Origin of the sequence: Bartonella gabonensis, assembly GCF_903679515.1 — a bacterium.
Lineage (GTDB): Bacteria > Pseudomonadota > Alphaproteobacteria > Rhizobiales > Rhizobiaceae > Bartonella > Bartonella gabonensis.
The window spans coordinates 1-13,605 of the sequence record NZ_CAHOYM010000019.1; the positions used below are offsets into that span (position 1 = coordinate 1).

Consider the following 13,605-nt stretch of genomic DNA (forward strand, 5'->3'; position numbering starts at 1 on the left):
TTATTAATAAGCTCTATATTCTTTATGGTTAGTCTTTTTTTTAACGATATTGTAAAAAATATTTTATAATGAACATTCGTTATGAAATCATAAGAATGTTTTGCATGCTTGTTGTATTTGCCTCTCTCTATGCTACTATCGCCAAATTATTCTTTCTTGAAATAAAAGAATATAAAACAAAAATATTCAAAGCGATAATCGATAAATTACCTTTATCTTCCTTTTTTAAATTTATTTTAAAAAAATTCATTTCTTTATACGCTTATAAAAAGTTCTATAATATGATACACTTTGGCACATTTACTTACCCTAAAGAATTATAAATACCCTCTTTAATATCATCGCCTCAAAATTTAAAAATTGACTATTTCAATATTTGTCATTTAGTCTAACCTCAAAATGAAGGTTTTCATTTAAGTAAAAAATTGGAAAAGCTCTGCCAAAATATAAAACTAAAGTAGAAGATTTTTCTAAAAAATAAAAAGAGGGAAGCATGACTGAAAAAATTTATCCAATATCAGAAGAGATCAAAAAAAATACTTTACTCGATGAGGAAACTTATCACAAATGGTATCGAGAAAGCATCAATGATCCAGAAAGTTTCTGGGCAAAACATGGTCAATGTATTGAATGGTTTAAACCTTTTACAAAAGTAAAAAACACTTCTTTTAACGATGATGTATCAATTCAATGGTACGAAGATGGGATAACAAATGTTGCCTATAATTGCATTGATCGCCACCTAAAAACCCATGGAGACCACATTGCGCTCATTTGGGAAGGGGATAAACCCTATCATGATAAAAAAATCACCTATAATGAACTTCATAAACATGTTTGCCGTTTTGCCAATCTCTTAAAAAACCACGGTGTCAAAAAAGGCGACAAAGTCACCATTTACTTAACCATGATTCCCGAAGCAGCCTATGCCATGCTTGCTTGCACCCGCATTGGTGCTATTCATTCGGTGATTTTCGCTGGCTTTTCTCCTGAGGCAATAGCAGGGCGCATTGTTGACTGTGAATCGACCTTTATTATTACCGCTGATCACGGCTTGCGTGGTGGCAAACGAATTAACTTAAAAGATAATGTTGACCGTGCCATTGAGATTGCAGGGCGCCAAAATGTGCATGTGGATCAAGTTATGGTAATACGGCGGACCTGCGGACCAATTGATTGGGTAGAGGGGCGTGATTTTTGGTACCATGAAGAAATTGCTCATACCAAAACAGATTGTCCAGTAGAACCGATGAATGCGGAAGATCCGCTTTTTATTCTTTATACTTCAGGCTCAACCGGCAAACCGAAAGGTGTTTTGCATACCACGGCAGGTTATCTTGTTTTTACCGCGATGACCCACCAATATGTTTTTGATTATCATCCCGGTGAAGTTTACTGGTGTACAGCCGATATTGGTTGGATTACGGGTCATTCTTACTTGGTTTATGGACCTTTATGCAATGGAGCCACCACTTTAATGTTTGAAGGCACCCCCACTTTTCCTGACAAGGGAAGATTTTGGGAAATTGTCGACAAACACCAAGTTAATACATTCTACACCGCACCAACAGCTATTCGCGCCTTAATGGGTGCGGACAATTCCTTTGTTGAACGCTCTAAAAGAACATCCTTACGTCTTTTAGCAACCGTAGGTGAACCCATTAACCCAGAAGCATGGGAATGGTTTTATCATACGGTTGGAAACAGTCACTGCCCTATTCTTGACACATGGTGGCAAACAGAAACAGGAGGGCATATGATCACTCCTCTGCCCGGTGCCACACCTCTTAAAGCGGGTTCTGCCACACGTCCTTTTTTTGGCGTTGAACTCCAAATCGTAGATGATCAAGGAAATGTTCTCGAAGGTGAAGCAGAAGGCAATCTTTGCATTATTGACTCATGGCCAGGACAAATGCGCACGCTCTATAAGGATCACAAGCGCTTTATTGAAACTTATTTTTCCACCTATAAAGGGAAATATTTTTCAGGTGATGGCTGTAGACGCGATAGGGATGGCTATTACTGGATTACAGGAAGGGTTGATGACATTCTCAATGTCTCAGGGCACAGGTTAGGAACCGCTGAAATTGAATCAGCTCTTGTTTTGCACCCCGCTGTTTCAGAAGCCGCTATTGTTGGTTACCCACATCCCATTAAAGGACAAGGAATCTACAGTTTTGTTACCCTCATGGAAGGGACACCCCCAAGTGAAGAATTGCGCAACGAACTTATTCAACATGTGAGAAAGGAAATAGGCTCCATTGCCATCTTGGATAAAATTCAGTTTGCTCCGCAACTCCCCAAAACGCGATCAGGAAAAATTATGAGACGCATTTTACGAAAAATCGCCGAAAACGACTTTGATAATCTTGGAGATATTTCAACCCTTGCCGAACCACAAGTTGTTGAAGATCTGATTGCCAACCGACAAGATTAAAGAAAAACGATAAAATACACCGTACGGTGGTTTTTGTTTTTTGCTAAAATATTTCGGCATTGTTATGAAAACCACCGATAAAAAGAGCAACAGAACCTTTTTTAACTGCTTAACGCCCACTCAATGCAAAAAAGTCTCTGGGCAAGAAGGAAAGATAATTCTGATGTTTATGCTAGAATCACTTTGAAATTCCTGCTAAAATCATAAATAAAGGGAGAAAGAACAAGTATAAATGATAATATTTTTGAGCAAGAATATTTATCGATAACAAAAGCGCAGAAAAAAGAACCATGAAATCTAAAATGGGAAAGCTTACAACAAAAGCCTAACGCGATGAAAGCAAGAACTTTTAGAAGAGATAAAATAAGGAGTAAGAACGAAAAGTGATTCATTTTGAAAATGTTGGTCTGCGCTATGGAATGGGCCCTGAAGTTCTTCGCGATATTAGCTTTCATATTCCTGCTGGATCATTTCAATTTCTCACGGGTGCCTCTGGAGCAGGGAAAACGTCATTGATGCGTCTAATGTTTTTGGCTCTCAAACCCACCCGCGGTCATATTGATTTATTTGGAACAGACACAGCATTGCTCAAACGACAAGAGCTCCCTGCGCTACGACAACGTATCGGTGTAGTTTTTCAAGATTTTCGTCTCCTTGACCACATGACCACTTATGAAAATGTCTCTTTACCCTTACGCATTAAGGGGCAAGAAGAAGCAACTTACCGTAGTGAAGTAGAAGATCTTCTCTGTTGGGTAGGCCTTGGCGATCACATTCACGTTTTACCACCGGTTCTCTCTGGAGGAGAAAAACAAAGGGTCGCCATTGCGCGCGCACTTATTGATCAGCCCGAAATTTTGCTTGCGGATGAACCAACAGGAAATGTCGATCCACCCTTGGCAAAACGCCTGCTCCGTTTGTTTATTGAATTAAACCGTTTTGGAACGGCTGTAATCATTGCCACCCATGATATTGGCTTGATGGAACAAGTCGCAGCACGGCGTATGCTTCTCCATAACGGACGGATGACAATTCATGAATAAATTGTTCCCCATTTTTACCAGTAATAAAAAAAACACAACAGCGATTATTCCCAGTAGCAACATTTCTGGACAAGCGCTGGTTGCCGTGATTGCTATTATGACATTTCTCTCAAGTCTCACGTTAATTGGTGTTGATTTAATCCAGCGTTCTGCCAAAAATTGGAGCAATCAGATTAGCTATGAAGCAACAATACAAATACGCCCCGTTGACAATGTTGATATCAACAAAGCACTTCATGACGCAGTCACATTGGTTAAAACATTTCATGGTGTACAAGATGCGAAAATTGTTGACCAACAAGCCACCGAAAAGTTACTAGAGCCATGGCTTGGAAAAGGTTTCAATTTGAACGAATTGCCCCTTCCCCGCCTTATCATTGTCACTTTGAAAGAGGATGCAGAAATCAATTTTGCTGCCATCAATCATGCCATTAAAACTCAAATTCCAGGCGGTCAATTTGATGATCACCGTGTTTGGGTCTATCGTTTTGCTACCATGGCATACACCACTGTTTTCATTGGTTTTTCAATTTTAGCATTGGTTCTAGGCTCTCTTATTCTCACCATCATTTTTGCCACCCGCAATGCATTGGCAGAAAATGCCCATATTATTAATGTGTTATATTTTCTTGGCACAGAAACCCTATTCATTGCGCGTCAATTTGATTGGCATTTTTTTAAAACTGCCCTTCGTGGTACATTATATGGTGGTCTCACAAGTATATTTCTGTTTTCAGCCCTTTGTCTCTGGGCAAATTATAACTTGGGGAAAGCAGAAGCCAGCCAAGTAACCGCTTTATTCGGACGTCTTTCCATAAGTTCTATTCCTTATGGAAAAATCACTCTCCTTATTATTTTTGTTTCTTTTCTCACTACCCTTACAAGCCGCATGACTATTCTAGCGCAATTGAAAAAAATCGATCAATGTGAAAATGGTTTATTTTAATTTTATGACTCACAACGGCCCCAACTCATTGACACAAAACGATTTAGACCATCCTGTTTCAAAACGACCCCACCATAATTGGTCTTTCCGCTGCTTATTTCGCTATTTCCCCCCAACCGCACTTGCTCTTTTGCTAATCGTTCTTCTTTTCTGCTTTGGTTTTATTATTTTTTCTGAGAAAACCGAGCGGCTTCAACCACCAAATCCTCTCCCCAAAGCCGATGCCATCATTGTTCTAACAGGCGGAGAAAACCGTATAGAAACTGGGCTTAACCTCTTACGAAAAAGACTTGGTTCGCGACTTTTGATCAGTGGAGTCAATACAACCACCAATCTGAAAAGTTTCATGCACAGCCCCCATATTACTCCCCAACTCTTCACCTGTTGCGTTGATCTTGGACACAAAGCAATTAACACAAAAGGAAATGCCGAAGAAAGTGCGGTTTGGATCAAAAAACACCGCTATAAAACAGTTTACATCGTCACCCATGATTACCACATGTGGCGCTCGCTGCGTGAACTTAAATACTTAATGCCTGATATCAATTTCATTGCTTATCCTGTTAAAAAGAGCGGTGATGAAAGCATGATACAACAGATCAACCAAATCCGTATTCTTGCATTTCAATACATCAAAACACTCCAAGTCTATATCAGAACCGCATTCTGAATTTCCCCCACTGTTTTTCTGAAAACCTTACCACCTCTTGATCATTTCACGCACTTCACTCCATAAGACCTGACAAGCAATCCTTGCTCTCATAGAAAGCAAAACACCCCAAAGATAAGACACTTGTGTTACACACGCACATGTCTGATGTCTGTATTAAAAAGACATCTCGAAAATATCTCAAGCTCATCTCACAACACTATCCATGTATATATCCCCCAAACCACTATAAAATTCTTCTTACGTTTTATAAAATGCAAGCCACACTCTCAAACGAGTAACACCCCTAATCTCGCAATATCTTGCCTCTTAAGAACATACAAGGCATTTTTCACCTCTCCTAAACAACAATACCCCAACCTCGCTTGTACCATGCAAGTGATTTGTATTGCTTCACTCTCAACAGATTTAAAATGAGAAACTCCCACACACCACACTTTTACAAAAAATCTCACATATAAAAGAACACCCCCAAAAAGATAATGTTTGTTTTTCGATGCTCTAGGGCCATACTCCCTGAATATTCCTCACTGAAGCGAAACAACACCTCATAGAGAAAGTTTCAGGTGCCCTCTACCCCCAACAATGGTATTTACCACCATGCAAGAGGCTGTTTTACGACACAATAGACAACTTAACCTTTTCAGTTTCTCGCACTTCCAATTTTGGCAGACTGCGCACAATTTTCATGGTTTCTAAGCTTACCGTAATAACCCGTTGAAACAGTTCCAAAGGATAGGCTGGATTACCAACCGTCTCAACAGGATAGCAGTTGGCATCATTCACAATGCCACTGACTTTATCCGTTTTGACAATCTGTCGCTCCATCACCCATTCAAGAGCAGACTTACCATTTACCACATAGTCATAAGCTTCAAGAGGAATATTCTGCATCGTAATATTGCTATTATAAACCACACTACTTTTATCAATAGCACCACGCTTACCCGCAAATTTCATCGCTTGAACACGCTAGAAACTTTCCACATCAGCAATCATCCAAGTTTTTGGATCACCCTGTTTATAGGTTACCGGATAAGGCTCAACCTCTTCATAATCCATATGCAAATCGCCAAGCTTTCGCCCCGCAGTTACAAAAGCCCAAAAGTCCTCTACTTTTTTAACCGTTGGAATGCGCGGCAATTCTTTAGACAAATTATGCACATAACGCGCACGATAATCCTCAGAGTGCAAAATCCCGTAGACATAATAAAACAAATCATCCTTTGTAATCGTTTCACTAGGATAGGCTGCTTTAAAATGCGCCAACCCTTCATCGGTCAGTGCATCACGCCGCTGCAGACCAGCTCTTTTGCTTTCCTCTACAAGATTTTCAAATAAATGAACCTGCCCTCCTCTTTATCTCCTAAAGAGGCAGCGTCTTCATAAATATACCTTGGAAAACATTGACCAGTATCCATTGTATGAAGATTTGGCAAATTCTTCGTCATAAGAACAGCAAAACCACTTCTTGCTCCTATACCTGTAATGTGTATCCCCCTATTTTCAACAGCTTGCTCTATCGGAAAAATACGCGGCATTTTATAAATCATTTCATTAAAGGTGCGATTATAATAGAGCCACTGTCGTGTAAAAGGACGATAAATGCTTTGAACTAAACAATCATTTTCAAATTTGGAAATTTTTCCTCTAGCTAATTGTTGTTTGATAGCACGACTCCAACTGATTTTTTTCGCATCCGTGTTAACAAAATCATTTACAGCATTTGCACGCGCCTTGCGAGCAGAATGTAGATGCACAGTATTAAACCGCTCTACTTCACTGTTATAGAAAGCAATCATATGACTCATATTATTCGCTAAAGTTTCACGACTTGAATTATAGGCCAAAGCATCACGATTAATTTTTAAACCACAAGAAAAATTTCCAAAGAGCTTTTTATCACCACCCTTCTTATCACCTACGGCTAAAAATTTTTCCAAATCACTGTTACGTTGATTCAGCCAATCGCCATGCTCATCTGATATAATCATCTGCCAACTGTTTTCACGCTTAATGCCACCAATACTACTCAATCGCTGAAGCTCACGAAGTTTCTCTTTTGTCGTGAGATTATCACCAATGTCATAATAGTAAATTTTACAAGGCTCTGTGACATTGGGATTCTTAACAAAAAGCGTCACCGCAATTCCTGTCATGCTTCCACTGCCGAAAACATTTTGCCTTTCTTGCGCACGCCCTTTACTCAACATATTTTTACGAATATCACCCCGCAGATTAAGAACATAAATGCTCGAGAATTCTTTATTCAATTCTTTTCGTAAACCATCCGCAGAATATCCATTGATAAAACCTGCATTTATAACGCCGCAATCTTTTATGCGATCACTTGCCTAGCGAATAGCACGCATGTAACTGTCGTAAAGTCCATTAACATTGCTCGCTTTCAATTGAGCAGCATAAATTTCACCGATACGCCTACCCAATTTAGGATAGCCAATATTTTTCGCATTATCGTTTTCGCTTTTTTGTCCAGAAGAATAAGGGGGATTACCAACAATAACACGAATATCCAGTTCTTTCTGACGTGACCTGCAAGTGCTGTTGGCGGCTAGCAAATCACTGATCAAGTCTTTTCCTGCTCATAAAGCTGAAATGTATCGGTCAGACAAATTCCCTCAAAGGGAACATAATCGCCCCCCATCAGACCATGATAGGTCGTCTCAATATTAATAGCAGCAATATAATAAGCCAGTAGAACAATTTCATTGACATGAATCTCATGACAAAATTTGTGTTTCATTTCCTCTGGTGTGATCAGCCCAGACTGTAAAAGCCGTGTGATAAAAGTCCCCGTTCCGGTAAAAGGATCCATGATGTGCACACCAAGTGAGCCAAGCGTTTGCCCAAATTCTTGTTCTAAAACATCATTGACGGAGTGAAGAATAAAATTTACCACTTCAACGAGCGTATAAACAATGCCTAATTTTTCTACCGTGCGCGGAAAAGCATAACGAAAAAATTTATCATAAAGCTCGACAATTAACCTTTGCTTTGCTTGTGGATCGGTAATACCACTGGCATGTAATTTTACACTGGCATAAAATTTCTCAAGATCTTTGGATTCCTTATCAAGATTGGCTTCATCAAGCACATCAAGCATCCGTTGCATAGCACGCGAGACAAGGTTTTCACGCGTAAACTGATAACCTTCAAACAACACCTGAAAGCCAGGATGCGTGATAATATGTTGTGCCAACATCTCAATTGCATCAGCCTCTGTAACAGCATCATTTAAGTCATCACGCAATTCTGCTAAAAACCAATCAAAAGCTTGACGCTCCCTCGTGTCTGGTGCCGCGAGAATAGCTGTTAAACGCGTGATATGGTTATTGGCAATCTCCGCAATATTGCTTGCCCAATCTTCCCAATAATCCCGTGTGCCACATTTTTTGACAATCTTTGCCATGATGGCACGAGAAAATTCATCCACAGAGAAAGAAAACTCCTCGTTTTCCTCATCTGTAAAAAGGAAATCACGCTGCGCTATACCAATGTTTGATCGTGCTGGTTGTGAGCGAATTGGAAGATTATCTACAACAGCCGTAACAGCCTTCAATTCAGTACTCTGCGTCACCCCGATAATCTCAATCACATGACTGATATCTTGCCCGAAAGATGCCTGATTAATCGTCGCATCAAAACGATCATCATGTGCGCGTAAAGCATTTAAAATTTGCCAAACAACCCGATATTTATCATTGTTATTTAAAGCTTGTTCCACTGGTATCCCAGAGGGAATGCCAATTGGCAGAATGACATAGCCTATCTTTTTGCCCTCAGAGCGACGCATCACCCGCCCAACCGCTTGCACAACATCAATCTGACTCTTGCGTGGATTTAAAAACATAATGGCATCAAGAGCCGGAACATCCACTCCCTCAGACAAACAACGAGCATTAGTTAAAATACGACAAACATCATCATCGCTACCATCTTTCAACCAATCAAGCAGTGCACCACGATCCTTAGCACTGAAAGTGCCATCAACATGTTCAACTTCACACTGCAGAAATGGCTCATTTTCCACATTCTCTTTGTTAATATACTCAAGATATTCTTCAACAACGGCAGAAAATTCATCACGAACCAGTTTAGAGCTGCGAATATCTTTACAAAACGCCAAAGCACGATACATCGGATATGAATCCGTACCAACATCAGCCTTCATATTTTGTTTTGTCAACGCCTTATAACAGCCAATAATTTTCGTTGCATCATAAAGAACAAGTTTAGACTCGCTATCGCTAAGACGTTTTTGAACAGCGGAACTCACCAGTTTTTCGTCCATAGCTAAAACAATAACCTTATAGTCTCTTAAAAGGTCATTTTGTACAGCCCATGAAAAACCCCGATAAAAAAGTGTTTTGCCAAAGAGCTTTTCATCATCCATCGAGGCAAGAACAGCATCAACTTCATGTGCGCGACTTTTTGCGTTATCCCCCCAAATGCGTGGTGTAGCTGTCATATAAAGGCGCTTTTTGGCACGAATAGCATCATTGGAATACACCTTCACAAAATTAGATCATCCTCTCCGACCAGCGTTGCTCCTGTTGTACGATGCGCCTCACCACAAATGACAAAATCAAATGTGGGAAAACCATAGTTTTTCTGAGCATCCTCAATCACCTGAATGGATTGATAGGTTGCAAACACCACACTCATCTCATCTGCAACACTCGTACCCGCCTGTTTTGCCAATTTTGCTGCATCGGTTGTCGCTGGAAAAACAAGATCACACACATCTATTTCCGCAACATCATCACTATTTTTACGGCGCTTTCCCACTTGTGTATCGGAACAAACCGCAAAGGAGCGCAATTCGATTTCTGCATCCTTGGTCCATTCACGCACCGTCTGTGACATCAACGCCAAAGAGGGTACAAGAAACAAGACGAACTTGCCTTGACCGGCTAAATCCTCAGCGATCTTAATACTGGTAAATGTCTTACCGGTCCCACAAGCCATAATGAGCTTACCACGATCAACCTGAGAAAACCCCGCACGCACAAAACGCAATGCCTCCCCCTGATGGGGACGGAGTTTCTTTTTACCCTCCAACGCAATTATGCCTTTGGCTGCAAAAGTCTCCCAACGGATCGGACTTTTTTGCAAATCGGAAAGACCAATCCGGATAACAGGAATTTTCTGCCCCTGTATCATTGTTTTGGCATTGTCACTCCAAGCATTTATGGTGCTGTCTATAATCACACGCCGCTTGAAAAGTTCTTTACCTGATGCTGAAATAAAACTATCAATATCCGCTTTTTTAATCCGATAGGATTCATCATAAAATTTACATTGGATTGCCGTAAAACCATCTTCCTGACGAAGCTTTGCCACCAGATCGATACCAATATCCCGACCATCATGGTCATTTCAACCATTTTCATGCACCCAATCTTTAAAGGTTTGAACCTTCTCATAACACTGAGACTGGAGGGGATCATGGGTCAAATAAGCAAAAGCAAAACGCTCAAAATACGTCCCTTTATCTCGTTCGGTACGCGCTTCATCACGATATGTTTGTAAAAGCGACTATAGCGTCGTCATACTCCACCCCATTAAAAACGTTTTCAATTATCGCATCTCAACAAACTCATCAATGTCTACTGTACTGGCTAAAAAACTTTAGACTGCTACATCTATTAAATCGGCTCATTATTTACAATGAAATATTTTCTAAACAGAATAAAATAAATGAATAAAATTTCACTCTAAGCCAAAGGAGTATAACTTATTATTCCCCCCATCCCTGTTCAATGCAGCATTCCATTCACACCGCGCTCGCTTTTCAATTTGTATGGCTATATCTTTTCCACAACGATGATCTGAACAGCTTAAAAATCCTACCTTTTTACAACTTCATATTTTTTAATACATCTAAGCACACTGAAAAATATCCATGTAAAAACAGAAGACAAATCTACACACTCTATAAACAATTTCACACTCTTTATTTATAAAACCCCACCGGCTGCACAAAACCCTTTGGCGTAACTTAACGGGCGTTTTAGACATCTGAATGTCCTTGTAAAAACTTCAACACAACAAAATGCACCACCTATCATCAATTCAAAAATCAATACAAAAGTTACAATTGTTTTAAACCTTTGCATAATATAGAATTTTAAATTCTGGAAATTCGAACGCCTCCTCCTTTTGTATGGATATTTTACACCCATGCACAAAACACCCCCGTACATCGGAGGAAAAACGCATAATTTAAAGAGAACCAAATGTTTTTTTCATAAAAAACCAATAAGCTTTAATTTTTTAAAGTACAAGTCCCCTGCAGTTTTTTAACGGCATCCTTATCCCATAAAACGGCTTATTTTTTCTTTCTTGCGCAGTTCTAAATGATGATAATTCAAAAGAATATCTCATAACCTCTAAAGGCTAACTTCAATATTTTACACAGCATGTCCCATCCATAGTTTTCTTCGCAAACGCTCCATTCCCTATGAACGGCAACAACAAACATGCCTTAAGTTGATGATATTTAATCACGCGAGAGAGCAATAACAGGATCAAGCCGTGAAGCCTGCCGTGCGGGAGAAAAACCAAAACATATCCCGATGAGAGTTGAAAAAGTAAGAGATAATATGATTGAATCAATCGTATAAATCAGATGTATCGGCGCCTTAAAGAGCAAAAATAAGCCTCCAATAGAAAGTCCAAAGAGAACGCCCAATCCACCACCAATAACACAAACCAAAATTGCTTCAATAAGAAATTGCTGCAAAATATCACTCTGACGCGCCCCAACAGCCATACGCACCCCAATTTCATTGATCCGCTCCGAAACAGTCACCAACATGATATTCATCACTCCAATCCCCCCTACAATCAGTGAAATAGCCGCAATTGAAGATACTAAAAGCGTTAAAATATGTGTGCTTTCCATGATACGATCACGGAATAATTGCGAATTTCTAATGAAAAAATCCTCTCCACCATGACGCATAATAAGGAAACGCTTTACCATCGTCTCCGCTAAGTCTGAATCAATATGATCAGCAATCTTCACGGTAATGGCACGAACTTGCGTTGTTCCAAGAAAACGTGTTTGTAAGGTTGTATAGGGCAAATAAACCTGCAATGTATTTGAGGAACCTCCTCCCATATGCTGTGGATCTATCACACCAATGATGCGTGCAGGAACATTGCCTAAATGAACAATTTTCCCTATTGGGCTCCCATGATTATGAGGGAAAAGCACCGCAATTGCTTCTTTTTCGATAACAAGATCAACCGCCCGCTCATGCACACTTTTTTGATCAAACAGCTGCCCTTGAACGGCTTTAAGTCCCTGTGTTTGAAAATATTGTTCTCCTACCCCAGAAATTATAGCATTAGCTTCAACCGCACCAAAACGAACCATAGAACTTGCTGAAATCTGAGGTGTTACACCAGCAACATAAGACAATCGAGAAAGAGCGTCTGCATCCGCATCCACCAAAGTGGTTATTTTCTCTGCTTGTGGATCAGAAAGACTTTTTCCAGGCAAAATCGTTAATGTGTTAGACCCCAAACTTTTAAAATTTTCCATAATTTTTTCCCGCGTACCATTGCCCAAAGCAACCATGGCAATAATCGCGCCAATACCGATAATCACCCCGAGCATTGTTAAAAAAGCCCGCATTCGGTGCGCATTCATAGCCAACAACGCCATGATAAAGGCTTCACGAAATCGTTCAGCAAAAGAACGAACAAAACCAAGTTTTTGGGGAATTTTTAGATTCCGTTGCTCCTGAAGAGGTTGAACACTCATTTTTGTTTTTACATTTTTTGAGGGCTTATCAGAAATAATTTCCCCATCACTGATTTCGATAATGCGATTTGCTCTTTTAGCCACCTCCATATCATGCGTGACAATGATAATGGTGCGCCCTTCTTGATGAAGTTCATCGAGAATACGCAAAACTTCTTGCCCACTTTTTTTGTCTAGTGCCCCTGTTGGCTCATCAGCAAGAATAACCTCAGCATTATTCATGAGTGCTCGCGCAATTGACACCCGTTGTTGCTGTCCTCCTGAAAGCTGATTTGGACGATGATTAATCCGGTCTTCCATCCCCAAGCGTGTTAAAAGGTCCCTTGCACGTTTTTTTCTCACACTTGGTGCATATCCTGCATAAATAGCTGGAATTTCAACATTTCCAAGTGCGGTTAATTCACTCAACAAGTGATAGCGCTGGAAAATAAATCCAAAATGATTACGCCGTAAAGCTGATAATTCATCAGCAGAAAGAGAAGCTGTTTCTTTTCCTGAAATCCAATAACGACCCGAACTTGGCCGATCAAGACACCCTAGAATATTCATCAATGTGGACTTTCCAGAACCAGAAGACCCCACAATTGCCACCATTTCACCACGCTTAATGGTCAGATTGATATCCTTCAAAACAGTAACAAATGTTTCACCCGCAGGAAATGTGCGCACAATATTTTCTAAAACGAAAACAGCATTTGCTTTTTCTGCTTTCAT

The 13,605-nt window shown here is 40.0% G+C and carries 5 protein-coding genes and 1 pseudogene; 4 read left to right on the forward strand and 2 right to left on the reverse strand.

The genetic code is table 11. The features are described from left to right. The first annotated feature begins 493 nt into the window (after nt 1-493). The 4 genes from acs to HWX04_RS04965 all read left to right on the forward strand — a co-directional run bounded on the left by acs (nt 494) and on the right by HWX04_RS04965 (nt 5,096). Nucleotides 494-2,437 (forward strand): acetate--CoA ligase, encoded by a 1,944-nt coding sequence (gene acs / locus HWX04_RS04950; protein ID WP_175869091.1) that lies wholly within the window; start codon nt 494-496, stop codon nt 2,435-2,437. Nucleotides 2,438-2,820: 383 nt separating this feature from the next. Next, nucleotides 2,821-3,480: a cell division ATP-binding protein FtsE gene (gene ftsE / locus HWX04_RS04955; RefSeq protein ID WP_175869092.1), complete on the forward strand. Its 660-nt coding sequence runs from the start codon at nt 2,821-2,823 to the stop codon at nt 3,478-3,480. Continuing rightward, nucleotides 3,473-4,426 carry a cell division protein FtsX gene (locus HWX04_RS04960; protein WP_175869093.1) on the forward strand — a complete coding sequence of 318 codons (954 nt, stop codon included), beginning with the start codon at nt 3,473-3,475 and terminating at the stop codon, nt 4,424-4,426. Before ftsE ends, HWX04_RS04960 begins: the two co-directional genes overlap by 8 nt. Continuing rightward, on the forward strand, nt 4,413-5,096 hold the full coding sequence (locus HWX04_RS04965; RefSeq protein WP_175869094.1) for a YdcF family protein: 684 nt from the start codon (nt 4,413-4,415) through the stop codon (nt 5,094-5,096). The genes HWX04_RS04960 and HWX04_RS04965 overlap by 14 nt, the downstream gene beginning before the upstream one ends. A gap of 615 nt (nt 5,097-5,711) precedes the next feature. Here HWX04_RS04965 and HWX04_RS04970 read toward each other — a convergent pair. Beyond that, nucleotides 5,712-10,655 (reverse strand): annotated as a pseudogene (locus HWX04_RS04970) (DEAD/DEAH box helicase); the annotation flags it as partial. Nucleotides 10,656-11,619: 964 nt separating this feature from the next. After that, a complete protein-coding gene (locus HWX04_RS04975) occupies nt 11,620-13,605 on the reverse strand; it encodes a MacB family efflux pump subunit (protein WP_175869095.1) in 1,986 nt (661 codons plus the stop codon).